Origin of the sequence: Streptomyces sp. NPDC058457, assembly GCF_042720695.1 — a bacterium.
In the GTDB taxonomy this organism is placed as follows: domain Bacteria; phylum Actinomycetota; class Actinomycetes; order Streptomycetales; family Streptomycetaceae; genus Streptomyces.
Window position 1 is genome coordinate 87,253 of the sequence record NZ_JBHXLU010000028.1, and the last position, 25,674, is coordinate 112,926.

Here is a 25,674-nt window from a genome sequence, read left to right on the forward strand (position 1 = left end):
GACAGCTTGTGACGACCGACGCTTCCGTTACGGCGGCCCGCCGACCCGGTGAGCAGGCGCTCGCCGCTCTCGGCTTGGGCGCGCCCGCCCTCGACCCCGCCGACGCCTCCGCGCACAGTTTCCCGGGCGGCGGCAAGTGGCGCACCGAGATCCCCTCCTGCGAGGGCCCCGAGGCGCTGGCCGTCGTCCTCAAGGAGTCCTCGCGGCTGGACGTGCCGATCCACCGGATCAGCCAGGGCAGCGGCGTGTGGATGCTCACCGACGCCGAGATCACCGAGATGGTCGACGCGACCGACGAACGGGACATCGAGCTCTGCCTGTTCACCGGCCCGCGCGGCACCTGGGACATCGGCGGTTCGGTGCGCTCCGACTCGCGGGGGGCCGGACTGCGGGCCCGCGGCCACGACGCGGTCGCCGGGTGTGTCGAGGACGCCGTCCGGGCGACCGAGCTGGGCGTCAAGTGTCTCCTCGTCGCCGACGAGGGCGTGCTGTGGACGCTGCACCGGGCCCGGCAGGCGGGGATCATCCCGGCCGACACCACCCTCAAGGTGTCCGCGCTGGTCGGGCCGGTCAACCCGGCGTCGTACTCGGTCTTCGAGCACCTCGGCGCCGACTCCATCAACGTCCCGAGCGACCTGACGCTCGATCACCTCACCGAGATCCGCCGGGTGTCCGGCGCCCCCATGGACATGTACATCGAGGCCCCCGACGACCTCGGCGGCTACATCCGGATGTACGAGGTCGCGGAGCTGATCCGGCGCGGCGCGCCGATCTACCTGAAGTTCGGGCTGTCCAGGGCGCCCGGCATCTACCCGTGGGGCACCCATCTGCGGGACGTGACGCTGGACACCGCGCGGGAGCGGGTGCGGCGGGGGCGGCTGGCCCTGGATCTGCTGGCGCGGCACGGGGCGGACGGGGGGATGGCGCCGCTGGGGTCGCGGCTGCCGGGTTCTCTTCGCCGGTTCCCCGTCGAGGGTTCCGCCTGATGAACATTGGGGACTGCGGGTCCGTCGTGGCTGGTCGCGCCCACGCGGCGGAGCCGCAAATCAACTGCAGCCCCGCGCCCCTTCGGGGCGCTTCAACCTCTCAACGACGAGAAGAACAGGGACGATCACATGCGCACTCGTAGAAGCGCCCTCACCCTCATAGCCGGGGCCGCCTCGCTCGCTCTCACGCTGTCCGCCTGCGGGCAGAGCGGTGAGGGTGGCAGCAAGACCGAGAGTGGCAGCGCCAAGGGCGGCACCATCGGCATCGCGATGCCGACCAAGTCCTCCGAGCGCTGGATCAACGACGGCAACAACGTCGTCAAGAACCTGACGGCCAAGGGCTACAAGACCAAGCTGGTCTACGGCGAGGACGACCCGGACACCCAGGTCTCGCAGATCGAGAACCTGATCACGCAGGGCGTCAAGGGCCTGATCATCGCGGCCATCGACAACAAGTCCCTGAACAACGTGCTCCAGGAGGCCGCGGACGCCAACATCCCGGTCATCGCCTACGACCGGCTGATCCTCGGCACCAAGAACGTCGACTACTACGCGTCCTTCGACAACACGAAGGTCGGCGTCGAGCAGGGCACGTACATCGTGCACAAGCTGGGCCTGGACAGTGGCAAGAAGGGCCCGTTCAACATCGAGCTGTTCGCCGGCTCGAACGACGACAACAACACCAAGTACTTCTTCAACGGCGCGATGAGCGTGCTCCAGCCGTACATCGACAAGAAGGAGCTGGTGGTCAAGTCCGGCCAGACCGCGCTGAACAAGGTCACCACGCTGCGCTGGGACGGTGCGACCGCGCAGTCGCGCATGGAGGACATCCTCACCTCCTCCTACAAGTCCGCCAAGGTCAACGCGGTGCTCTCGCCGTACGACGGCATCTCGATCGGCATCCTCGCCGCGCTGAAGTCGGACGGCTACGGATCCAGCAGCCAGCCGCTGCCCGTCATCACCGGGCAGGACGCGGAGCTGGCCTCGGTGAAGTCGATCATCGCGGGCGAGCAGACGCAGACCGTCTACAAGGACACCCGGCAGCTCGCCAAGGTCGCCGCAACCATGATCGACGACGTCCTGAACAAGAAGACGCCGGAGACGAACGACACCAAGACGTACGACAACGGCTCCAAGGTCGTCCCCGCCTACCTGCTGCAGCCGGTGAGCGTCGACAAGTCCAACTACGAGGACGTCCTGGTCAAGGGCGGCTACTACACCGACGCCGAGCTCAAGTAACCGCCGTCCCCTACTGATTGGAAGGCACGACCATGGCGGGACCCGTCCTGGAAATGCGCTCGATCGTCAAGACCTTTCCCGGCGTCAAGGCGCTGTCGGACGTCACACTGACCGTCCGCCAGGGCGAGGTCCACGCCATCTGCGGGGAGAACGGCGCCGGCAAGTCGACCTTGATGAAGGTCCTCTCCGGCGTCCACCCGCACGGCAGTTACGAGGGGGACATCCTCTTCGAGGGGGAGCTCTGCAGGTTCGGTGACATCCGGGCGAGCGAGCAGCGCGGCATCGTGATCATCCACCAGGAGCTGGCGCTGTCGCCGTACCTCTCCCTGGCGGAGAACATCTTCCTCGGCAACGAACACGCCAAGGGCGGGTTCATCGACTGGCGGGAGACCCTGCGGCACGCCACCGAGCTGCTGCGCCGGGTCGGTCTCGACGACCACCCGGAGACCCGCGTCACCGACATCGGCGTGGGCAAGCAGCAGCTGGTGGAGATCGCGAAGGCACTGTCTAAGAAGGTGAAGCTGCTCATCCTGGATGAGCCGACGGCCGCGCTGAACGACGAGGACAGCGGCAAACTCCTCGATCTCATCCTGGAGTTGAAGGACCAGGGCATCACCTCGATCATCATCTCGCACAAGCTCAACGAGATCCGCCGGGTCGCCGACTCGGTGACGATCATCCGGGACGGTCACTCCATCGAGACCCTCGACGTGAAGTCGAAGGAGACGACGGAGGAGCGGATCATCGCGGGCATGGTGGGCCGCGACCTCGACCACCGCTTCCCGGAGCGGACCGCGTACGAGGGCGAGACGGACGCGGCACCGGCCCTGGAGATCCGCAACTGGACCGTGCGGCACCCGATCGACCAGGAGCGCAAGGTCGTCGACGACGTGTCGGTCCACGTCCGGCGCGGCGAGATCGTCGGCATCGCGGGCCTGATGGGCGCGGGCCGCACCGAACTCGCGATGAGCGTCTTCGGGCGGACCTACGGCCGCTACGCGGGCGGCTCGGTCCTCAAGGACGGCACCGAGATCCGCACCAAGTCGGTCGCGGAGGCGGTCGGGCACGGCATCGCGTACGTCACCGAGGACCGCAAGCACTACGGCCTCAACCTGATCGACACCATCAACCGCAACATCTCGCTGACCGCGCTGAACAAGGTCGCCCGGCGCGGAATCGTGGACGAGCACGAGGAGCGGCAGGTCTCCGAGGGCTACCGCAAGTCCATGAACATCAAGGCGCCGACGGTCTTCGAGCCGGTGGGCAAGCTGTCGGGCGGCAACCAGCAGAAGGTCGTCCTCAGCAAGTGGATCTTCGCGGGTCCGGACGTGCTGATCCTCGACGAACCGACCCGCGGGATCGACGTCGGCGCCAAGTACGAGATCTACACGGTCATCGACCAGCTCGCCGCCCAGGGCAAGGCGGTCGTCTTCATCTCCTCCGAGCTGCCCGAACTGCTCGGCATGTGCGACCGCATCTACACCATGGCCGCGGGCCGCCTGACCGGCGAGGTGCCCAGGGCCGAGGCCACGCAGGAAGTGCTGATGCGCCATATGACGAAGGACAAAGAGGTATCGCGATGAGCACGGATGTCACCGCCAAGAGCCCGGCCCCCGTGCCGCCGGGCTGGAGCGCCCCCGACGATGACGGCGGGCTGCTCCAGCTGGTGCTGAACGGGCTGCGCCGCAACATGCGCCAGTACGGCATGCTGATCGCGCTCGGTCTGATCGTCGCCCTGTTCGCGGTGTGGACCAACGGGGACCTGCTGCTGCCGCGCAACGTCTCCAACCTGGTCCTGCAGAACAGCTACATCCTGATCCTCGCCATCGGCATGATGATGGTGATCATCGCCGGGCACATCGACCTGTCGGTCGGCTCGCTGACCGCGTTCGTGGGCGCCTTCGCGGCCGTGCTGACGGTCAATCACGGGGTGCCGTGGCCGGTCGCGCTGATCCTGTGCCTGGCGATGGGCGCCGTGGCCGGCTCGCTGCAGGGCCTGCTGATCGCCTACCTGGGCATCCCGTCGTTCATCGTCACCCTCGCCGGGATGCTGCTCTTCCGCGGTCTCACCGAGATCCTGCTCCAGGGCCAGACCATCGGCCCGTTCCCGAACGGCCTGCAGAACCTGGGCAACGGCTTCCTCCCCGAGGTCGGCCCGCACACCAACTACCACAACATCACGCTGCTGCTGGGCCTCGCGCTGGCCGCCGCCGTGGTCTGGCAGGAGTTCCGCGACCGGCGCCGCCAGCAGGAGTTCGCCCTGGACGTGCCGCCCACCCGGCTGTTCCTGCTCAAGCTGACCGCGCTGGTCGCCGCGATCCTCGTCCTCACCCTGCTGCTCGCCAGCTACAAGGGCGCCCCGATCATCCTGATCGTCCTGGGTGCGCTGGTCGTCGGCTACGGCTACGTGATGCGCAACGCGGTCTTCGGCCGGCACATCTACGCGATCGGCGGCAACCTGCCGGCGGCCAAGCTGTCCGGCGTCAAGGACAAGAAGGTCTCCTTCTACGTCTTCCTGAACATGGGCGTGCTCGCGGCCCTGGCCGGCCTGGTGGTAGCGGCCCGGCTGAACGCGGCCTCGCCGAAGGCGGGCGACGGCTTCGAACTGGAGGCGATCGCCTCCTCGTTCATCGGCGGCGCCTCCATGAGCGGCGGTGTCGGCACCATCCTCGGTGCCATCATCGGCGGTCTCGTCCTCGGCGTGCTGAACAACGGCATGAACCTCCTCAGCGTCGGCACCGACTGGCAACAGGTCATCAAGGGCCTCGCCCTGCTCGCGGCGGTCGGATTCGACGTGTGGAACAAGCGCAAGTCCGGTTCGTAAGTCAGCTCGGGCCCCGCCGGAAGGCGGGGCCCCACCTTTGTGGGAGCCGCACATGGAACTGAACAGACGCACGGTCATCGCAGGAGCCGCGGCGGCGGGCATCGCCGCCACCACCCTCGGCAGCGGTACGGCCGAGGCCGCCTCGGGAGGCAGGAAGCCGGTGAAGGAGTCCTTCGGGAAGCTCGCCGACGGCACGAAGATCTACCGCTGGTCGCTGGAGAACGGCGGCACCCGCCTGAAGGTCCTCAACTGGGGCGGCGTCGTCCAGACCCTGGAGATCCCGGACCGCCGCGGCCACTACGCCAACGTCTCCCTGGGCTTCGACAACATCGACGACTACGTCGCCAAGACCCCGTACTTCGGCGCCCTGATCGGCCGCTACGGCAACCGCATCGCCAAGGGCCAGTTCACCCTCGACGGCAAGAGCTACCAGCTCTCCGTCAACGACGGTGTGAACAGCCTGCACGGCGGCACCCAGGGCTTCGACAAGCACGTCTGGGACGTCGAGCCGTTCGTGAAGGGCTCCGACGTCGGCCTCGTCCTGCACTACACCAGCGTCGACGGCGAGATGGGCTACCCGGGCACGCTCAAGGCCAAGGTGACGTACACCCTCACCAGGCGCGGCGAGTGGATCATCGACTACGAGGCCACCACCGACAAGGCCACGGTCGTCAACCTCACCAGCCACGTCTACTGGAACCTCGCCGGCGAGGGCAGCGGGACCATCGAGGACCACGAGCTGACCATCGCCGCGGGCAAGTACACGCCGACCGACTCCGGGCTGATCCCCACCGGTGAGCTGGCCACCGTCCGCGGCACCCCGTTCGACTTCCGTGAGACGAAGACGATCGGGCGGGACATCCGGGCCGGGCACGTCCAGCAGGTGCAGGCCAAGGGCTTCGACCACAACTGGGCCCTGGACAAGGGCATCACCGCGAAGCCCGAGCACGTGGCCACGCTGCGCGACCCGCGCTCCGGCCGCACACTGAAGATCGCCACCGACCAGCCGGGGCTGCAGTTCTACTCCGGGAACTTCCTCGACGGAACGCTGACGGGGACGGGCGGGCGCACCTACCGGCAGGGTGACGCGCTGTGCCTGGAGACACAGCACTTCCCCGACTCGCCGAACCACGCCGACTTCCCGTCGACGGTGCTTCGGCCGGGGCAGGTCTACAGGACGCGGACGGTTCACACGTTCGACGCCTGAGGCGCGTGGGCGCGGCCGGTAAGGGGCTGGTCGCGTCCACGCCGGGGAAGAAACGTAAACTCACACTTTTTTCACACTCGTTGAACAGCGCCTCTGCCGCATCCGTATTCAAGGGCGGCCCGTGCTCCCCCGCGCGGGCCGCCCTAGACGACGGGCCCGAACGTCCCCATCGGGCCCGCCTCATACGGAGGTTCAATGGCCGGCAGCGTCACCTCGTTGTTCCGTAGCGGTGCTCACAGCCCGTCGATGGCGGCGCTGACCCGTGAAGGGGGCGACGGAACCGGCCCGGTCGACTTCTGCATTCCCTGCAACCCCTACTTCCCCACCCCGGCCATGATGGAAACGATGGCCGCCCGGCTGAAGGACATCATCACCTTCTACCCGAGCAGCGCCGACACCATCACCGCCGAGCTGTGCCAGCTCCTCCAGCTCCCGCCGCAGGCCGTGGCCATGGGCAACGGCTCCACCGAGCTGATCACCTGGATCGACCACCTGCTGGTCCGCGAGTCCCTCGCCATCCCCGTCCCCACCTTCGGCCGCTGGACCGACCAGCCGATGGAGACCGGCAAGCGCGTCGACATGTTCCCGCTCCAGGAGTCCAACGGCTTCGCCCTGGACCTCTCGCAGTACGCCGAGTTCATCCGCAAGCGGGGCACCAGGGTCGCCGTCGTCTGCAACCCCAACAACCCCGACGGCGGCTTCCTGCACAAGCAGCAGCTGGTGCAGTTCATGGACGCCATGGCCGACCTGGACCTGATCGTCATCGACGAGTCGTTCCTGGAGTTCGCCGACGCCGAGGCCGAGCCCAGCGTCGTCCAGGAGGCCATGCTGCGGCCCAACGTCATCGTGCTGCGCAGCCTCGGCAAGAACTTCGGCCTGCACGGCATCCGCTTCGGCTACATGGTGGCCAACCCCTCGCTCGCCGGCAAGGTCCGCTCGATGCTCCCGAAGTGGAACCTCAACGCCTTCGCCGAGTACGTCGTCTTCATGCTCAAGGAGCACGGCGCCGAGTACGCGCAGAGCCTGCTGCAGGTGCGCCGTGACCGTCTGGAGATGGCCAGCCAGCTCTCCCTGCTGCCCGGCCTGACGGTGTACCCCTCGCAGGGCAACTTCCTCTTCGTGCGCCTTCCCGTCGGCGCCGAGGGCACCGTGGTGCGGGACCGGATGCTCACCGAGCACCGGATCCTGGTCCGCGAGTGCGGCAACAAGATCGGTTCTTCCAGCCGCTTCCTGCGTCTCGTGGTGCGCCCCGAGGTGGACGTGCGTCGCCTGGTGTCCGCCATGGAACAGGTGCTCTACGGGACCAGGAGGGGAGCCGCCGTGCCCGAGCTGAGCACCGGGACCAGCTACAGCTCGGGCACGGCGGCGGTGGACCGGCTGGTGAGCGAGACCAACGGGGCGGGCATACAGCTCGCGCAGGCCGTCGGCGCGATGCCCGTCCCGGGGCTCGCCGCCGCTCCCGCCGCCGGCGTTGGCATGCCGCTCCCCGTCGCCGCGCAGCAGGACGGCGTCGGGATGCCGATGCCGGCGGCAGCCATGCCCATGCCCATGCAGATGCAGCAGCCTCAGCAACAGCCCCAGCAACAGCCGATGATGGCGCCGGTGGCTCAGATGTCACCCCTGGCTCAGATGGCCCAGATGGCCCAGGCGCCCGCACCGGCTCCGATGCCCATACAGATGCAGACCCCGGTCCCGGCACCCGCGCCGGCCGGGCCCACGCCGCCCGGGGTGCCGGCCCGGGGTGGGCTGACGGCCGCGCAGGTACGGGGGATGACGGCGCCCGCGCCGCCCGCCCCGAACCTGGCCCCGGCACCGGCCACCGGGTGGCCGAACGCGCAGAGCTGGCCCAATGCGGCGGGGATGGGGCAGGCCGGCTGATCGCCGTAGGGGTACGGTGCGTGGCCGGATGCGGCGCCGTCGTGGCTGGTCGCGCAGTTCCCCGCGCCCCTTACGGGGCGCTTGATCTGGGCGGGGTCACAAGTCGCCGTGGCCGGTCGCGCCCACGCGGCGGTAGCCGCAGATTCAACACAGCCCCGCGCCCCTTCGGGACGCGTCTCCCCACCGCAAGCTGATCAGCCCCGTACCCGGAATCGTGCCCCGTAAGGGGCGCGGGGAACTGCGCGACCAGCCCCCACCGGCCCGCGGTGGAGCGCTCAGCCTCGCACGGCGTGCAGAAGCGACGCTCCCAGAGGCAACGTGTGGCAGGCCACCTGCCTGAAGCCCGCCTCCTCCAGCAGGCGCCCGTAATGGGCCTCCTCCCGCTCCCTGCCGCCCACGTTGCACAGCATGTGGAGGTCCCAGGCCGCCGCAGTGTCGCTGGGGAGCAGGCGTTCCACGATCAGCAGGCGACTGCCCTGGGGCATCGCCTCCGCGCAGCGGCGGAGGATGGTCAGGCAGCGGTCGTCGTCCCAGTCGTGCAGGACGCGGGACAGGAGGTAGACGTCGCCGCCGGAGGGGACCGAGTCCGTGAAGTCGCCCGCGGTGAAGGTGCAGCGGCCGGGCAGGTCGGACAGTTCCGACCGGGCCGTCTCCAGGGCCTCGGGGCGTTCCAGCAGGACGCCGTGCAGGTGGTCGTGGGCCCGGAGGACCCGGCCCAGTAGTGCGCCGTTGCCGCCGCCGACGTCGACCACGCGTCGTACGCCGGAGAAGTCGACGAGGTCCGGCACCGGTGTGAACATCTCCGCGCTCGCCGCCATCGACCGGTGGAAGAGGTCGCTCAGTTCGGGGCGGGCGGCGAAGTAGCGGAAGTGGTGCTCGCCGTAGCGGTGGGCGAAAGCTTCCTGCCCGGTGCTGACGGCGTACGGGAGCCCGGCGAAGGAGTCGTAGAACGGGCCGCCGTAGAGCAGTGCGAGGGGGTGGAGGGAGTGGTCCGTGCCGGTGCGCAGGGGTTCGCCGAGGGCGGTGAGGTGGTACGTGCCGTCGGGGGACGAGGTCAGTAGGCCGAGCGTGGCGAGGTAGCGGAGGAGTCGGTGCAGGGCGTCGGGGTCGGTGCCGGTGCGGGTCGCGAGGGTGGTGGTGTCCAGGGCGGGGTGGGCGGCCAGGTGGTCGGCGATGCCCAGTTCGGCCATGGTGCGGACGGCCTGGGTGGCCCAGGCGCCGGTCATCACGCCGAGGAGGGCGAGGGTGGGGTCGGGGAGGGGTTCCTGGCGGCCGGGGAGGCGGAGTTCGAAGCGGCGGTGGGCGGCGGTGCGGAAGTAGAGGACGGTGACGTTCTCGTGGTTGTTGTAGCCACCGCCGTCCGGGACCGCCCCGCCGCGCTCCGTCAGCAGGGTGCGCAGTCCGGCGGGGATCACCCGGCCCGGTGCGGTCACCGCGAAGGCGTGGTGGGACTCGTGGTCCGTGGCGCGTTCGTCGGCGGCGACGGCCTCCAGCGGGGAGCCGGGCGGCACGGGCAGCGCGAAGATCTCCACGGTCCGCCCGGCCACGGGCACGTGCACGATCCCGACCGTGCTGTCCCCGACCGCGGCGCCGTAGCGCCGGGCCAGCCGCCGGCGCACCACCACGCTCGGTGCGACGGGGCCGGGGTCGAGGCCTGCGCCGCGCAGTTCGTCGCGGAGCCCGTCGAGGGAGGCGGGGAAGACCAGTACGGCGGTGTGGTCGTAGCCGAGGTGGCGGGCGACGTCGGTCCGCTCGTCGGCCGTCAGGCCGGGCAGCAGCTCGGCGAGGACCTGGTCCGTGTCGTGGTCGCGGACGTGGTCGGCCGCGCGCCGGATGCGTACCAGGTCGGTTTCCGTCAGACATGCCTGTACGACGGAGAGGTTCATCGAGGTTCCTCCGTGGATTCCCCGGCCTTCAGACCGAGTAGGAAACGGACTCCTTCGGAGCAGAGCAGGGGAAGCAGAACCGCCGTCAGAGCGGTTCTGCGTCTACCGGCCACCGGCCGACACCTCTGGCTCACATGGGAGCTGATAAAATGTGAGATACGACGCAGCAGGTCAAGCGGGCCTTCAAGTACCGCTTCTACCCCACGGGCGAGCAAGCGGCTGAGCTGTCGCGCCCGTTCGGCTGCGTCCGCCTCGTCTGCAACAAGGCCTTGGAAGACCGCACTCGGGCCTGGTACGGCGAGCAGCGCCGCATCTCCTATGTCCAGGCGTCCGCCACGCTGACACAGTGGAAGAAGACCGAAGAACTCGCCTTCCTCGCCGAAGTGTCCTCCGTCCCGCTCCAGCAGGCATTGCGGCACCTGCAAGGAGCGTTCGCAAACTTCTTCGCCAAGCGAGCGAAGTACCCGCGCTTCAAGAGCCGGAAGAAGTCCCGCGCGTCGGCGGAGTACACCCGTTCCGGTTTCACATGGCGGGACGGTCGTCTCACACTGGCGAAGACGGTGGAGCCCTTGAACATCCGTTGGTCGCGTCCGCTGCCCGAGGGCGCGGAGCCGTCCACGGTGACCGTCTCGCGGGACAGCGCGGGCCGCTGGTTCGTGTCCCTTCTGTGTGAAGACACCATCAGCCCGGCCCCCGCCACAGACGCGGCGGTCGGCCTGGACGCCGGGATCACCTCCTTGGTGACCCTGTCGACCGGGGAGAAGATCACCAACCCGAGGCATGAGCGCCGGGACTTCCTGCACAGACTCTCGACTCGACTCGTCCGCGAGAACCAAACGGTCGTGATCGAGGACCTCACCGTCCGCAACCTGCTGAAGAACGGCAGGCTCGCGCGCGCCATCTCGGACGCGGCCTGGACGGAACTGCGCTCCATGCTGGAGTACAAGTGCGCCTGGTACGGGCGCGAACTCGTCGTGATCGACCGCTTCTTCCCCAGCAGCAAGCTGTGCGGGAACTGCGGCACGGTCCGAGAGAAGCTGCCGCTGAACATCCGCGAGTGGACCTGTGAGCGTTGCGGCACGGTCCATGACCGCGACGGGAACGCGGCACGCAACATCCTGACCGCCGGGCTGGCGGCAGCAGCCTGTGGAGACGGTGTAAGACCTCAACGGGAGTCCTCCCGGACGGGGCAGTCGTCGGTGAAGCAGGAAACCCAGCGGGTGACCGCTGGAATCTCCAGCCTTTAGCTCTTTTGGGCGAGGGAAGAAGTCAAGAAGGGTTCCCGGTGATCGTGATCGTGACCGTGGGCAGGAAGAACCGGGGACGATGGGCCCCGGGGGTCAGATGCCGGTGTAGTTCTCGGCGAAGAAGTCCTGGTGCGTGCGGGAGGTGCGCAGGCTCTCCAGGCGGGCGTACTGCAGCGCACGCCCGTAGCGGGCCTCGTCGTCCTCGCCGGCCGGGCCGTGCAGCAGGCCGCTCATCCAGTGCGAGAACTCGTGGGCCCGCCAGACGCGGGGCAGGCAGTCGGCGGCGTACCGGGCGAGGCCCGTGCCGTCGCCGTGGGCCACTGCCCCTTCGAGGGCACGGGCCAGCAACTCGGCCTGGAGTACGGCGAGGTTGGCGCCCTTGGCGGCCGAGGGGCTGATGAGTCCGGCCGCGTCGCCGGCCAGCCACAGCCGCCCGGCGCCCGGTGACTCCAGGACGTCGGAGCGCAGGTCCACGACCGCCTTCTCCAGGACGGCGCCCTGGCACAGCGGACCGAACTCGGCGGTCCGCAGCCGGGCCGCCAGCTCCGCCCAGATCCGGTCCTCGCTCCAGTCCGCGGGATCGGTGCCGCGCGGACACTGGAGGTAGTAGCGGGTGACGGCGGCGGTCCGTGCCATGTGACCGGCGAACCCGCGCTCGTGCAGGGCGTATCCGACCGCCTCCAGGCTGGGAGGGGCGGCGACCAGCACGGCCAGCCAGGAGACCCCGTGGTCCCGGCGGGCGGTCCGGGTGCCGCGGGCCGTCAGTGCGGCGCGGCCGATCCCCCGGTGCCCGTCGCAGCCGGCGACGTACCGCCCGGTGACGTCCGCGCCGCCGCGCACCCGCACCCGGCCCCCGGCCGCTTCCTCGGCCACCTCCGCCGCCTCGGCGGCGAACCGGATCTCCCCGCCGCGCCGCAGGTACTCGGCGACCAGGTCCCGTACGAGTTCCTGCTGGGGGTAGACGGTGTGCGGCTCACCGAGGCCCGACTTTCCGTAGTCCAGGGTGAATTGGCCGTGGTCGCTGCGGAACAGGCAGGTGGTGTGGGTCTTCCCGCGGGCCAGCAGGCCGGCCGCCAGGCCGTGCTCCGTCAGCACGCGCACGGAGTGGGCGGCGAGGAATCCGGCCCGGGCCCTGCCCTCCACCGCGGCCCGGTCGCGCCGCTCCAGGATCACGCAGTCGATGCCCCGGTCCAGCAGCAGGTTCCCCAGTACGAGCCCTGCCGGGCCGGCGCCGACGATCACTACACCGACCTGTGCTGTTGTCATTCCCCACCCCTGGAGTTGCCCTTTGTCCAGAAGGTTTCATATCAGCCCAATACGGCATGGAAGCTGAAGAAGTGGGCTAATTACCCCTAAAGGGTTGCCGAGGGGGACGTGAGCTGCCGAGGACGCGCGGAAACGGCGTGGAAACGGCGCGGTGCCCGTCCGCATCGAATGCGAACGGGCACCGGATCGAGCGCCGGGCAGGCCTTGCACCTGCATTTCCCCGCAGGAAGCGGGGCGTCTTTCCTTGGACCACCAACGCAGCACCAGCCACCGTGAGTTACGGCGACCAGCTCTGTAACGATCATACCGTACGCCGCGCGTCGCCCTGCCCCTCGTCGAGCTTGCTGACCAGACCGCGCAGTACGGGCCCGTACTCGGGGTGGGCGAGGGCGAAGGCCATCTGGGCGACGAGGTAGTCGGCCGGGTTGCCGGTGTCGTACCAACTGCCCTGGATCACCTGCCCGTACACGGCCCGGCTGGTGGCGTAGGCGTTGATGGCGTCGGTCAGGTACACCTCGCCGGTCCGGTGCTCGTACCAGCGGCGGGTCTGCTCGCGCAGTTCGTCGATGATGCCAGGGGTGACGACGTAGCCGCCGATGGCCGCGTACGGCGACGGGGCGTCGGCCGGCGCGGGCTTCTCGACCAGGCCGGTGATGCGCAGCTGGCCGTCGCCGAGGTCCTCCTTGACTATGGGCACGCCGTAGCGCTGGGAGTCGGCGGGGTCCATCGGCAGCAGGGCCAGCACCGGGCAGCCGGTCTGCTCGTAGGCGCGGATCAGCTGCTGGGCGCGGGGCACCTCGGCGACGAACACGTCGTCGGGCCAGAGCACGAGGACGGGCTCGTCGCCGAAGGAGCGGGCGGCGTTCAGCACGGGGGTGCCGTTGCCGTACGGGCCGTACTGGTCGAGGTAGGTGATGTGCCCCTTGCGGGCCAGTTCGGCGACCTCCTCGACGGCGTCCGCGTAGGCCGTCTTCCCGTCGTGGCGCAACTGCTCGACGAGTCCCGGGTTGGGCCGGAAGTGGTCCTGGATCAGGCTCTTCCCGCCCGAGACGACGATGGTGATGTCGGTGATTCCCGAGTCCACCAGCTCGCGCACGGTGTGCTCGATCACCGGTTTGTCGCCGACCGGGAGCATCTCCTTCGGCGTGGCCTTGGTCAGGGGCAGCAGGCGGGAGCCCAGTCCGGCGGCCGGGATCACGGCCCTGCGGATCGTCGGGGACATCAGGTCTCTCTCGGTCGAACGGCACGGGGTACGCGGACGCTACCAACGGACCTTGTGCCGCTCGGGAAACGCCCGCCGTCCGGCTCCCTTCGTCCAGGCGATTTCCAGGCGACTTCCAGGCGAAGTCGAGATGGAGCGGGGCGGACGTTGCGGCCCGCGGACTTCTCCGAGGCCGTGCTCAGCGCGGCGGCTCCGGCTCCGGCTCCGGCTCCGGGGCGTCGGGGACGGCTCCCCGGGCATGCAGTTCGGCGATCTCGGCGGGGCCGAATCCCAGCTCGGCGAGGATCTCTTCGTTGTGCTCGCCCAGGTCCGGCGCCCGTTTCGCCGGCACCTTCGGCACCCCTCGGAGGTTGACCGGGCTGCCGACGGTCTCCGCCAGCCCGCTGACTCCTGCCAGCGGCACGACGATGCCGTTCTCGCGCAGTTGCGGGTCCCGCGCGGCCTCTTCCGGCGTCTGGATGAGGCTGTAGGTGATGCGTTCCCGGTCCAGCGCTTCCTTCCAGTGGGCGAAGGGCCGCGAGCGGAACGCGGTGTCGAGCAGCTCGGCCAGCGCGGCGGAGTGCTCGACCAGGCCCTCCAGGTCTGCGAACCGGGGATCATCGAGCAGTTCGGGGTGTCCGACGGTGCGTGCCAGCCCCTGCCACCGCGCGGGTGAGGCGACCAGCATGAACCACTCGCCGTCCGCGGTCCGGTAGGGGTTGACCAGCGGGTTCGCCGGCGCCTTCCGGTCGTGCAGCTCGAAGGGTGTGCCGTGGGCGAGGGCGCCGGCCACGAGGGTTCCGGTGGCCCAGACACCGGTGGCGAGCAGTGACGTCCCCACGTCGGCCCCTTGTCCCGTTCGCTCACGGCGGTAGAGGGCGGTCGTGATCGCCGCGTAGACGGCGATCGCCGTCGTGTAGTCCCCGCTGCCCCAGACCGGTACGGTCGGCGGGGCGCCCGCGTCGCGGGTGGCGGCCAGCAGGCCGCTGCGCGACCAGTAGGCGGTCAGGTCGAAGCCGGGCTGCCGGGCGTCGGGGCCGGTGTCCCCGAAACCGGTGAGGTCGGCGTAGACGACCCTCGGGTTCCAGCCCGAGACCTCCGCATAGCCGAGGTGCAGCTTCTCGCGCGTGCCGTGCGGGAAGTTGGTGATCACCACGTCGGCCCACTCGACGAGCCGTTTGAGGACCTCGACGGCCGCCGGCGACTTCAGGTCCAGCACCATGCCCCGCTTGTTGCGGTTGGCGAGGTGCCAGCCGTAGTTCGCCCGCGCCTGCGGACTGGGCGGCACCGAACTCAGCCGCCGCTGGGGGTCGCCCGTCCCCGGCGGCTCGATCTTGATGACGTCCGCTCCGAAGTCGGAGAGCATGGTGGCCGCGGCCGGTGCCGCGATGAACGAGGACGCGTCGAGGACCTTCAGGCCGGTGAAGACGGATTCGGTGGTCACGGATTCGGTGGTCATCGTCGTCACTTCACGAAGGCGCTCAGGCCGTCGGTGACGGCGCGTCCCACGATCAGGGTCTGGATCTCCCGCGTGCCCTCGTACGAGTAGAGGGCCTCGGCGTCGGCGACGAAGCGGCCGATCTTGTAGTCGAGGACGATGCCGTTGCCGGCCAGCAGCTCCCGGGCCCACCCGACGTTCTCCCGCATCCGCACGGTGCAGTACGCCTTCGCCAGGGCGGAGTGCTCGTCCCGGTAGATCCCGGCGTCCTGCAACTGGGCCAGACGCGTCACCATCCCGCACGAGGCCGTGGCGTTCCCGAGCATCTTCACCAGCAGGTCCTGGACGAGCTGGAAGCCTCCGATCGGGCGCCCGAACTGCTCGCGTTCCTTCGCGTACCGCAACGCGATCTCGTACGCGCCGAACATCACGCCCACGGCCTGCCACGCCACTCCGCTGCGCGTCTGGCGCAGGATGCCCGCGGTGTCCTTGAACGAGTTCGCGTTCTGCAGCCGGTTGGCCTCCGGAACGCGGCAGCCTTCGAGCACGATGTCGGCGTTCTGCACGATCCGCAGCGCCATCTTGTTCTCGATCTTCGTCGCCGTGAACCCGGGGGTGTCCTTCTCCACGACGAAGCCCAGCACGTGGTTCGTCTCGGTGTCCCGCGCCCAGATGACGACCAGGTCGGCGAAGGTCGCGTTCCCGATCCACCGCTTGGCCCCGTCGAGGACCCAGCCGTCGCCGTCGCGGCGCGCGGTCGTCCGCAGGCCGCCGGCCACGTCGGAACCCCCGTGCGGCTCGGTCAGCCCGAAGGCTCCGATCTTCTCGAAGCGGCTCATCGCCGGCAGCCACCGCCGCTTCTGCTCCTCGGAGCCGCAGGCGAGGACCGAGCCCATGGCGAGCCCCGTGTGCACGCCGGAGAAGGTGGCCAACGACGCGTCGGCATGCGCGAATTCCAGCGCGAGGAACCCCGAGAGGAGATTGCTCGGCCTGGATTCCGCGGAGTCCGGGTCCGCCCAGTCCACGAGCCCGAGCCTGCCGAATCCCTCCACCAGCTGAAAGGGGAACTCGGCCCGCGCCCAGTAGTCGTCGACGATGGGAGCGGCCTGCGTGTCGAGGAATTCACGGACGCGCTCGACCTTCTCCCGCTCGCTGTCCGTCAGCAGTTCCTCGAAGGAATAGAAATCGGCCGGAAGCAGCCCTTTGCCCAGGTAGGGACCGGACGGCGTCGGCAGAAGCGGGGTGGCGCCCATGGAAGTCCTCCTCCAACACTGCGGGACATGGTCGTGACTTCGAAGCCCCTCGCCACTCGCCACTCTCCGTGCGGTGTCTCGGTTCTCCGGCGCGATTAGACCCGGATCCCGCGCCGATTCCCTTGAGCCCTCGCCGTTCAGGGGGTGCCCTCGTCGCGGCGAACTACCCTTATGGCCCCTTCGCGCCCGGTACCGGCGAGGAGTGCGGTGCGTGCGGGTGCGGCCCATGAGTGATCGCCCGCCCACGTCGCCCTGGCCAGCGGTCGGGCGAGTTTTCTGTGGCCGGAGAACAACATGATGAGTTGAGACGTCTATCCCGTTGCGCGAAGCGGCATTTCGTGGCCTGCTTCAGAGGCCGGTAGCGTCGGATTCATGGACTGGAGTTTTCAGACGGCCGAAGAATTGGCGGCCGCGTTGCGTGCCGGTGAAGTGACCTCGGCGGAACTGACCGATGGGGCGATTGCCCGTATCGAGCGCGACGACAAGGTGATCAACGCGATCTGTGTGCCGGACTTCGACCGTGCGCGGGCCGCCGCGCGCGGTGCCGACCAGGCGCGCGCCCGGGGCGAGGTCCGGCCGCTGCTCGGTATACCGGTGACGGTCAAGGAGTCCTACAACATGGCTGGGCTGCCCACCACCTGGGGCATGCCGCAGCACCGGGACCATGTGCCGGCCGAGGACGCGGTACAGGTGTCGCGGCTCAAGGCCGCGGGCGCGGTGGTGCTGGGCAAGACCAATGTGCCCTTGGGGCTGCAGGACATCCAGAGCTTCAACGAGATCTACGGCACCACCAACCATCCGTGGGATCACGATCGCACGCCGGGCGGATCCTCCGGCGGATCGGCGGCGGCCCTGGCGTCCGGATTCTGCGCGCTGTCCATCGGCTCCGACCTCGCCGGTTCGCTGCGCACCCCCGCGCATTTCTGCGGCATCTATGCGCACAAGCCGACAGTCGGACTGGTGGCGACCCGCGGCATGGTCGCGCCGCCGGCACCGCCATTGCCGGTCGACCTCGACCTCGCCGTCGCCGGTCCGATGGCGCGCACCGCCCGCGACCTCACGCTCCTGCTCGACGTCATGGCCGGACCGGACCCGCTGACGCTCGGCAAGGCGTACGACTTGACGCTGCCGCCCGCGCGCCACGAGCGGCTCGGCGACTTCCGGGTCCTGGTAGTCGACGAGCATCCGCTCATTCCGACCGGGTCCGCTGTGCGGGCGGGCGTGAACCGGGTGGCCGACGCGCTTGCCGACGCCGGCGCCCGCGTCGAACGGCACACTCCGCTGCTGCCCGATCTGACCGAAGCCGCGACGCTCTACACGCAGTTGCTGTTTTCGGGCTCTGCCGCACGTTTTCCCGTCGAAGCGTACGAGCAGCTGCGGACCCACGCCGCCGGACTGAGCGCAGACGACCAGAGCCTCGACGCGGCGCGGCTGCGTGGCATGGTGTTCAGCCACCGCGACTGGATCGAGGCCAACAACCGTCGCGAGCTCCACCGTCACGGCTGGCGGCAGCTCTTCGCCGAGTTCGATGCCGTGGTGTGTCCGATCACGCCGACTCCCGCGTTCCCGCACGACCACAACCCCAATCCGCTGGAACGCCGGATCGACATCGACGGCGTCGGGTACCCGTACTTCGACCAGCTCGTCTGGGCCGGTCTGGCCACCATGCCCGGCCTGCCCGCCACCGCCGTACCAGCGGGCCGGTCCCCCGAGGGTCTGCCGGTGGGAGTGCAGCTCATCGGCCCGATGTTCGAGGACCGCACCCCGCTGCGGCTGGCCGAACTGCTCGAGCAGAAGATCGGCGGCTTCCAGGCACCGAGGTAGGGCGTACCACCGGGTGTCCGTCGAGGACGAGGTGCGGATGACGAGCTAGTACTCCAGTTGCAGTTCGCTATTCCTGCTGGTCGGGGGCGTGTTCGTGAGTGTACTTGGCTGATGTGCCGTCAGGTGGCGGGAGTTCGTGACTTCGGGTGCGGCGCCCGTAGTGACCCGCGTCTGAGTTGGCGGGCAGGTAGCGCCGGAGAGGGCTGACCTGGGTTGTTCGCCGGTCTTCGACTGCCTGTCGGCGCCGACCATCCGGATCTCCTTGCAGCGCAGAGGGTCGCGCAGGGTCTGGAAAACGCACGCCTCGTAGACGGTACGGATCACTGAGGCGGCACGCCGAAATGGCTTGTCCCCAGGTCGGATGTCGATCAGGATCGCCTCATGACGACCAGAAAGGGCCATGCCGTCTAGGCGCCCCGCTCCGCTCTCCACCGCTCGTGCGCCGCCGACCGCCGCTCACCGCAGCGCCCGATGGCCGTGACCGACCGCCCACTCAGGAGAGCCCGCCAGTGCAGAAGACCGTCCTCGTTCCCTACGCTCACCTCCCCCGAGCGCACCACGACCGCCATGTCCTGACCAGTACCGTCGACGTTTTCGGCGTCGCCCACTGGCTGCTTGCCGAACGCGCTCCGCAGCCCGGCAGCGATGTCCTGCCCTTTGACGCGCTGGTCGTTTCCGTCGATCCGGGCGGCAACGTCGAGCTCACCGAGCTGAGCGCCGTGCGGGCCCGCTGGCCGCACCTGGACCGCCTGCCCGACGGCGGGTTTGTCGTCGCCGCGTCTCGCGCCCGCCGGTACGAGGACGCGAACCAGGTCCAGGTCTTCGACGCGCTCGGCCGCGAGACCTCGTCCTTCTCCGTCGGGGACGCCATCGAGCACCTGCTCGTGGACGAGACCGGCCATATCTGGGTCGGGCACTTCGACGAGAACCCGGTGGGAATCCGCTGCTGGAGCGCCACGGGCCGACTCGCTTGGACGTCAGACGACGCCCGCATCCCCGGTCTCTTCGACTGCTACGCCCTGAATGTGTCGGGCACCGTCGCCTGGGCGTGCCCTTACACGGACTTCCCGCTCGTCGAGATACGCCCCGACCGCACCGATCGGCCCGTGAGGGTGTGGGCGAACCGTGTACGGGGCTCCCATGCGGTGGCCGTCCACGGTGAGCGGGTCGCCTTCTACGGCGGCTACGGCGAGGAGCGGGACCGACTTGCCCACGGAAAGATCATCGAAGCATCCGTCGAGCCAACGGACGTCGGCCTGCTCACCCTGCCCGATGGCTCTGCCCCCGGCCGTCGGCGGGTTGTCGGCCGAGGAAGCAGGATCTACGTCCAGGCCGAGCCGTTCACCACCTGGGGCGTGTTCGACCTCAGCAGCTGATACCCGGCACTGGAAAGGCCGTTTCTACCCGGTCGTCGACCATCCGTTCACGCCGGGGACGGACCCACGGTCGAGGCGCGGGTCGCACGGCTCGACACCGACAGGCGGGCGAGCTTGCGCTAGAGATCTTTAATGGTTGGGGTTACGGGGGTCGTGACGGTTGTCGTGGGCCGCGCTATGCCGGAGAGATGAGGTATCCCGATGGCGGTGGGCTGACGGCCGAGGAGCGGGATCGGCGTGAGCAGGTCCGGCTTGCGGCGGCTGACTTGATCGAGGCCGGGGCCAGTAACGGGGAGGTGGCTCGGCGGTTCAGGGTGACCAGGATGTCGGCGAACCGTTGGCGTCGGGCCTTGGCCACGGGCGGCCGCCAGGCGCTGGTCTCCAAGGGGCCCGGTGGCGCCAGATGCAAGCTCGATGCCGACCAGCTACGCGTGCTGGAGACGGTGTTGGAGGTCGGTCCGGCCGCGTCGGGCTGGAGTGACCAGTGCTGGACGCTGGTCCGCATCGGCGAGATCGTGCGGCGCCGGTTCGGGGCCGAGTACACCCTGGCCGGGCTGGATCTGCTGCTGCACCGCATTGGCTGGAGCGTGCAGGTCCCGGCCCGCAAGGCCACCGAGCGGGACGAGGCGAAGATCGCCGCCTGGAAGGACGAGCGGTGGCCCGTCATAAAAAGAGGGCGGCGGACTTGGGCGCCTGGCTCTGCTTCGAGGACGAGGCAGGTCAGGGCCTGAGGCCGCCCAAAGGCCGCACCTGGGGCCGCCGAGGCCGCACCCCGCTCGTGAAGGTCACCGCCGCGGGCACCAAACGGGTCTCGATGGCGGCGTTGATCTGCACCAAGGCCGGCCACCGGCCACGGCTGATCTATCGCATCCACCTCGACCGCGGCCCCGCCAAAGACCGACGCAAGGGCTTCGCCGAGACCGACTACGCCCACCTGCTTGATGCCGCTCACCAGCAGCTCGGCGGCCCGGTCGTGCTGGTCTGGGACAATTTGAACACGCACGTCAGCCGCACCATGCGGCGGCTGATCGACGCCCGATTATGGCTGACCGTCTACCAGTTGCCGCCATACGCTCCGGAGTTCAACCCGGTCGAGGGCGTGTGGTCGCACCTGAAACGGTCGCTGGCCAACCTCACCAAACACAGTCTCGACGAGCTCACCGTACTGGTGAAAACCCGGCTCAAACAGATGCAGTACCGACCCGGCCTCATCGATGGCCTCATCGCCAAAACCGGCCTCACCCTCCAACCGCCGCATCCCCAGGCGTTAAAGATCTCTAGAGGGCGCTAGGGGGCAGCAAGTGCGGGGCGCGGTTGCCGAGGATGCCGAAGATCAGCTCCTTCGCCAGGCCGCGCAGTTCCGCCAGGAAGGCGGCATCGACTTGGCCCTCCCTGGCCCAGATGCCGGCGAGGGACTCGGCGCAGGCCTGGGCTAGGTCGCTGTTGAAGTCGCCGTCCCGGATGGCCCTGATCAAGGCCGCCTCGACGAACGGACCAGACAGGAACTCCAGACCCGACGCCGCGTCCTCCTGCTCGTCCTCGCGCGCCGTGGGGTCTTCAAGGAGGCATACGAGCAGAACCGCGCGCTCCTCGTCCGGGATCTCCGGATCGCTCCACACCGGGCCCGGCGACGAGACCGCTACCGAGTCCACTTCCGCACTGCGGTGCCGCTCCTTCCTGAGCAGCCTTGCCAGCCAGTTCCTCATCTGGAACAGATCCTCGATTCCGTCCACAATTGCCCTCGCCGATCCCGCTGCCGACCACAGCCCGACCTGCCCGCCGAAGGAGCTGACACTGGCGCCGTAGCCCGCGCTCGCAAGCCGGCCCGCCAAGCTCGCCCCGTCGTGCACGGCCGTCTGCGTGCGCTGGGCCGCTCGGCGGCGTCGCCACATCGTAGATGTCGTATGCGACAGCTGTGGCGAGCAGCAGCCTGCCACCGATGGCGGTCGACCTTGCCAAATCGATGGCTCCGCGCGGCGCCCACGGCCCGCTCAAGGGGATGTGCTCCTTCGTAACCCCAGCCGTTAAAGATCTCTAGACGTTGTCGTTGGGTCGGTTCTGAGCGTCGCAGTTGTCCTTTCGGGCCAGGTGCCGCGCTCAGTCACAAGAGTGGAGGTGGGGTCCCGCGTCTAGGATGGAAAATTGTGACTGAGCGCCCTACTTGGCTGTGACCGCTCGTCCGTGATGCCTCGCCTCGGGTGCGTATCCGATTGGCCTGCAGCCGACGTACGGATCACTGGGACGCAGCGCCCCAGTTGCCACTCCGGCCATCAGCGTCGTTCTGTGCGTGACGAGTCGGCACCGTCCTCGCGCCTACCTGACTACGGCGTCAGTCTCGCGGGTGGGCTGCTCTTCTCTTCACGCACGCTCACGCTGTGGTCGGGGCGACCGCAAAGACGGATCCCGTGCTGGCTCCCGCGTACACCACACCGTTCAGCACCACGGGTTCGGGGCGCTCGTCGAGCGGACTCTCGATGCTCAGGTTCGGGTCGCGTCGTGCCGCACTGCGCCACAAGGTCTTTCCCGTCGCAGCATCGACACAGGTGATCCGCCCGTCAACGGCCGAGCTGTACAGCCGGCCGCCGGCGAGCACCGGGCGAACGGGAGATTCGCCTCCCGTCTCCACGGTCCAGTTTCGCCGGCCTGTCCGGAGGTCGTACGAGGCCAGCATGCCGTCCGCCCGGCTGATGTAGAGCGTGTCGCCCTGCGTGCGCGCAGTGCCCTTTGGAGCGTTCCTGAGGGGAAGGCGTTCCGTGCTTCCGTCCGCCCTGGAGACGCGGGTGACGCTCCGGCCGTCGAGCAGAAAGGTCACCGTGCCGCCGTCGGCCGCCACCGGCGTGCCGGGGTCATCGTCGAAAGTGGCGAGAACCTTGGTCGTGCGCAGCGTGGCGTCATCAAGGACGGCGACGGATGCGATGAAGCCTTCATCTGCCGCGGCCTCCAGCAGATACAGCGCACCGTCCTCACCGCAGAAGACGGTGGAGTACTCGCCGGCGGGAAAGGTTCTGGACCCGACCAGCTTTCCCGTCCGCGCATCCCTGCGGTCGATCCGGACTCGGTCCGCCTCCGGGTGGTCAACCGTCGTGACCGTGGACTTCTGCACGCTGAAGCTTGGCGATGTCATCCAGGCGGACCACAGCAGGTCACCGGTCTTCACGTCAAAGCCTTTGAGCTGTTCCCTGCCTTTTGCGTCGATCCGCGCGTCGTCGACCAGGACCGTGTCTCCGGCGAACCCCACGACCGAGCCGGTATCCGTGGAAGGGCCTGTGTACGGCTTGCTCCACATCGTCCGTCCAGAGGCGACGTCGATCCGTTCAGCCACCACACCGACCTCCGTGCACACAAGTACATCCCCGGTACCGGCACAGGAGGGGAGGCTGTCATAGTCGTGGTGCTCTGTGGTGATGGTCGGCTTCTTCTCCCACAAACCCCACCCCTTCGGCCGCAGAGCCGCAACTGGTTCGATGGCGGGAGCAGTTCGTGTCGACGAGGCGTGGACCGAGGGCGATGCCGAGCCCTTGGCGTCACCCTGAGCTCCTCCCGCATCGCCCCCCAGAAGCACTGGGACCGCCGCTGTCACCGCAATAACGGTGACAGCGGCAAGCAGGTAGGTGCGCGTCCGGAGCCGTCGCCGGGGACCAAGTGCGGAGCCTTCCGGTTCCGTCGTCTTCTCAGGTTCCTCTGGCCCTGCTGTCTCTATCCCCTGTTCCTGAAGCATAGCGAGCAGATCGGCGGCGGAGGGCCGGCCGGTGGGGTCCTTGCTCAAGCACTTCTCGATGACGGGACGCAGGGCCAGCGGGACTCCCGCGAGGTCCGGAGCGTCATGGGCAATCTTCATGGCGACCGCGATGGGTGGGGTGCCCGTGTCGCCGTCGAACGGTCCCCGGCCCGTCGCCGCATACGTCAGGACCCCGCCCAGTGCGAACACGTCGGCCGCCGCCCCCACCTCGCGCGGCATGCTCAGCTGCTCCGGTGCCATGAAGGAAACCGTGCCCAGGACCTTGCCGCTCCGTGTCAGCGGTTCCGCGCTCAGTACCCGGGCGACACCGAAGTCGATGACACGGGGGCCGTCCTCGGGCAGCAGCACATTGCCCGGCTTGAGATCGCGGTGCACCAGACCGGCCCGGTGGATGTCACGCAGGGCCTCGGCGAGTCCCCGACCCAGCCGTCGCACAGCGTCCTCGCCGAACGCGCCGTTCTCGCGCACGTGTTCCGAGAGCGTCGGGGCGTCAAAGTACTGCGTCGCCATCCAGGGAGGATCGGCATCAGCGTCGGCGCCCACCACCGAGGCCGTAAACGCCCCGCTGACCTGCCGAGCGGCCTCGATCTCGTGCCGGAACCGGGCGCGGTAATCGGCGTCGTACGCAAACTCCCCTCGGATGATCTTCAGGGCCACACGTCGGCCCGACGGCGACACAGCCAGATAGACGACCCCCATGCCACCCGCGCCGATGCGGCGCTCAACACGGTACTCCCCGACCACCGGCGGCGTATTCTCGTCCTGCCAGCTCAAGGCCCCTCCTGCGACTCCGCGGTGATCGAGCCCTCCCCACACCTCAACGTGGGTTAGAGGCTTGCAGTCCCAGCTGCTGCGGGCAGCACGGACGCTAGCGCATTTCGTGGCGTCGCTTGACGGAGTGCGATCACAAGGCGGGGCACGGTGGCGCACCGCCGAGGAGCTAACCGTGGTCCGCCCCAACACGGCACCGCGTCACCATCGGGCAAAGCTTCCGGCACGACTCTGACCGCGTTCCTGTGGTGTGACAGCCGGATGTAGCAGTGGGCGACAGGCATCTGGCGTAGCTATCACGTAACCACGGTCAGAACCCCCTACTTGGCCACTGCGCGCTTCAGTTGGCCGGTGTGCGTGATGTACCGAGAGACCTGGGGTGCCAGGCTGTTCTCGCGGTGGCAGTGGGCCTGGCAACCTCGATGTCAGCAGCGGCACGTACGGTCTGGGCTCATGACTGATCAGCAGTGGGTGGGAGTACGTCAGCGGGTCGAGGCGGCGGCTGCAGGGCCTGCGGGCAGCAAGGTGTTCGGGGCGTTGGGGCACAAGTGGGTCGTGGAGGACCCGCTCACCCAGGGCGAGCTTGCCGAACTCGAGGCTCAGATAGGCGTGCAGCTGCCGGAGGAATACCGAGCCTTCCTGCTTCACGTTGGTGCAGGTGGCGCTGGCCCCGCGTACGGCCTGTTCCCCGTTCGACGCGTGCGGGGCCGCTGGCATTGGGAAGGCGACGGCGCGGAGATGGTCGACCTGTCGAGGCTGGCCGAACCGTTTCCCGACCAGGGTCCGGACCCGAAGCTGCTCGAGGAACTCCTTGCCCAGTGCCCTGAGGAAGAGAACTTCGATGACAGCGAGGACTTCGACGACGCCATGGAGGCGTGGGACGAGCGATGGGTGGCAGCCATGTTCGCCCCGGAACGCACCGCCGGCGCGATCGTGATCTCCCACCTGGGTTGCGCCCAGAGGGAGTGGCTGATCATCAGCGGCAGCCACCGCGGCACGATCTGGTCCGACTGCCGGGTGGACGACGTCGACCTCGCCCCGCTCCTCGGCGAGGACGGTACGCCCGTGAGGTTCGCCCGCTGGTACACCGACTGGCTGCAGAAAGCCGAGCACACAGCCCTGTCAGCACCATAGGCCCGACGCCCTGTGCTTCTCACCGACGAAATGCGGCCTGCCAAGTGACGAAAGCACCGTCGGCTTGCCGACTCTTGGCACAGCCCCTCAAGACCCGGCCGGATGCCAGGTTGAGGGCAGGTTGAGTCCCGTCGGCAAAGGCGACCCGGTCGGCGGAACCAGGCCAGCCGGCGCTGCGCCTTCCGCACGTGAGAGATCGACCGTGCCGCCGGTGAACCTTGAGCCGGAAAAGCTCCCTACGTTGTTCTGCGGGACGTGGTGAGCCCTTCGTATGGTTCATTCACCCAGGGGCGCCGGGTGTGGTTGAAAAAGCTCTGCCGCTTGTGGCTCTCAGTGATTGGCCGCCCGGCGCCCCACGACGACTCGGCTGCCAATTAGGAATTGCGAATGATCGCTCCGTAAGGA

Annotated in this window: 18 protein-coding genes and 1 pseudogene; 12 read left to right on the top strand and 7 right to left on the bottom strand. The window is 68.8% G+C overall.

Annotated elements, in window-relative coordinates:
• Positions 1-8: 8 nt before the first annotated feature.
• The 6 genes from ACFWPS_RS23030 (at position 9) to ACFWPS_RS23055 (ending at position 8,134) form a co-directional block, all read left to right on the top strand.
• On the top strand, positions 9-986 hold the full coding sequence (locus tag ACFWPS_RS23030) for a hypothetical protein (protein ID WP_383707929.1): 978 nt from the start codon (positions 9-11) through the stop codon (positions 984-986).
• 129 nt (positions 987-1,115) lie between these two features.
• The gene (gene chvE, locus ACFWPS_RS23035) at positions 1,116-2,225 is read left to right on the top strand and encodes a multiple monosaccharide ABC transporter substrate-binding protein (RefSeq protein ID WP_383707931.1); all 1,110 of its coding nucleotides are present in this window, start codon (positions 1,116-1,118) and stop codon (positions 2,223-2,225) included.
• A gap of 32 nt (positions 2,226-2,257) precedes the next feature.
• Positions 2,258-3,808 (top strand): multiple monosaccharide ABC transporter ATP-binding protein, encoded by a 1,551-nt coding sequence (gene mmsA / locus ACFWPS_RS23040; RefSeq protein ID WP_383707933.1) that lies wholly within the window; start codon positions 2,258-2,260, stop codon positions 3,806-3,808.
• Positions 3,805-5,049 (top strand): multiple monosaccharide ABC transporter permease, encoded by a 1,245-nt coding sequence (gene mmsB, locus ACFWPS_RS23045; protein ID WP_383707935.1) that lies wholly within the window; start codon positions 3,805-3,807, stop codon positions 5,047-5,049. The genes mmsA and mmsB overlap by 4 nt, the downstream gene beginning before the upstream one ends.
• A gap of 52 nt (positions 5,050-5,101) precedes the next feature.
• Positions 5,102-6,256 (top strand): aldose epimerase family protein, encoded by a 1,155-nt coding sequence (locus ACFWPS_RS23050; protein ID WP_383707937.1) that lies wholly within the window; start codon positions 5,102-5,104, stop codon positions 6,254-6,256.
• Between the two features lie 195 nt (positions 6,257-6,451).
• Entirely contained in the window at positions 6,452-8,134 is a 1,683-nt protein-coding gene (locus ACFWPS_RS23055) for a pyridoxal phosphate-dependent aminotransferase (protein ID WP_383707939.1), read from the top strand.
• Between the two features lie 275 nt (positions 8,135-8,409).
• On the opposite strand, the gene ACFWPS_RS23060 is transcribed toward ACFWPS_RS23055, so the two are convergent.
• The gene (locus ACFWPS_RS23060; RefSeq protein WP_383707941.1) at positions 8,410-10,020 is read right to left on the bottom strand and encodes a methyltransferase; all 1,611 of its coding nucleotides are present in this window, start codon (positions 10,018-10,020) and stop codon (positions 8,410-8,412) included.
• A 164-nt stretch (positions 10,021-10,184) separates the two neighbouring features.
• On the opposite strand from ACFWPS_RS23060, the pseudogene ACFWPS_RS23065 reads away from it, so the two are divergent.
• Positions 10,185-11,267, top strand: a pseudogene (locus tag ACFWPS_RS23065) (RNA-guided endonuclease InsQ/TnpB family protein); the annotation flags it as partial.
• Between the two features lie 93 nt (positions 11,268-11,360).
• Here the strand turns inward: ACFWPS_RS23065 and ACFWPS_RS23070 are convergent.
• The 4 genes from ACFWPS_RS23070 to ACFWPS_RS23085 form a co-directional block, all read right to left on the bottom strand.
• Positions 11,361-12,533: a 4-hydroxybenzoate 3-monooxygenase gene (locus tag ACFWPS_RS23070; protein WP_383707943.1), complete on the bottom strand. Its 1,173-nt coding sequence runs from the start codon at positions 12,531-12,533 to the stop codon at positions 11,361-11,363.
• A 301-nt stretch (positions 12,534-12,834) separates the two neighbouring features.
• On the bottom strand, positions 12,835-13,755 hold the full coding sequence (locus ACFWPS_RS23075) for a UTP--glucose-1-phosphate uridylyltransferase (RefSeq protein ID WP_383707945.1): 921 nt from the start codon (positions 13,753-13,755) through the stop codon (positions 12,835-12,837).
• Between the two features lie 178 nt (positions 13,756-13,933).
• A complete protein-coding gene (locus ACFWPS_RS23080; RefSeq protein ID WP_383707947.1) occupies positions 13,934-15,193 on the bottom strand; it encodes a CaiB/BaiF CoA transferase family protein in 1,260 nt (419 codons plus the stop codon).
• Positions 15,194-15,198: 5 nt separating this feature from the next.
• Positions 15,199-16,425 carry an acyl-CoA dehydrogenase family protein gene (locus ACFWPS_RS23085; RefSeq protein ID WP_383707949.1) on the bottom strand — a complete coding sequence of 409 codons (1,227 nt, stop codon included), beginning with the start codon at positions 16,423-16,425 and terminating at the stop codon, positions 15,199-15,201.
• A gap of 372 nt (positions 16,426-16,797) precedes the next feature.
• Between ACFWPS_RS23085 and ACFWPS_RS23090 the strand changes: the two genes are divergently transcribed.
• From ACFWPS_RS23090 to ACFWPS_RS23105, 4 genes are all read left to right on the top strand, one after another.
• Positions 16,798-18,249 (top strand): amidase, encoded by a 1,452-nt coding sequence (locus tag ACFWPS_RS23090; RefSeq protein WP_383707951.1) that lies wholly within the window; start codon positions 16,798-16,800, stop codon positions 18,247-18,249.
• Between the two features lie 509 nt (positions 18,250-18,758).
• Positions 18,759-19,625, top strand: coding sequence for a hypothetical protein (locus ACFWPS_RS23095; protein WP_383707953.1), 867 nt, complete (start codon positions 18,759-18,761; stop codon positions 19,623-19,625).
• A gap of 188 nt (positions 19,626-19,813) precedes the next feature.
• Positions 19,814-20,356 carry a winged helix-turn-helix domain-containing protein gene (locus tag ACFWPS_RS23100; protein ID WP_266417665.1) on the top strand — a complete coding sequence of 181 codons (543 nt, stop codon included), beginning with the start codon at positions 19,814-19,816 and terminating at the stop codon, positions 20,354-20,356.
• Positions 20,353-20,916: a transposase gene (locus tag ACFWPS_RS23105; protein WP_383707969.1), complete on the top strand. Its 564-nt coding sequence runs from the start codon at positions 20,353-20,355 to the stop codon at positions 20,914-20,916. Before ACFWPS_RS23100 ends, ACFWPS_RS23105 begins: the two co-directional genes overlap by 4 nt.
• On the opposite strand, the gene ACFWPS_RS23110 is transcribed toward ACFWPS_RS23105, so the two are convergent.
• Positions 20,903-21,331, bottom strand: a complete 429-nt coding sequence (locus tag ACFWPS_RS23110; protein WP_383707955.1) for a hypothetical protein — start codon at positions 21,329-21,331, stop codon at positions 20,903-20,905. The genes ACFWPS_RS23105 and ACFWPS_RS23110 overlap by 14 nt on opposite strands.
• A 662-nt stretch (positions 21,332-21,993) precedes the next feature.
• Positions 21,994-24,138, bottom strand: a complete 2,145-nt coding sequence (locus tag ACFWPS_RS23115) for a protein kinase (protein ID WP_383707957.1) — start codon at positions 24,136-24,138, stop codon at positions 21,994-21,996.
• Positions 24,139-24,588: 450 nt separating this feature from the next.
• Between ACFWPS_RS23115 and ACFWPS_RS23120 the strand changes: the two genes are divergently transcribed.
• Positions 24,589-25,269 (top strand): SMI1/KNR4 family protein, encoded by a 681-nt coding sequence (locus tag ACFWPS_RS23120; protein ID WP_383707959.1) that lies wholly within the window; start codon positions 24,589-24,591, stop codon positions 25,267-25,269.
• Positions 25,270-25,674 lie beyond the last annotated feature (405 nt).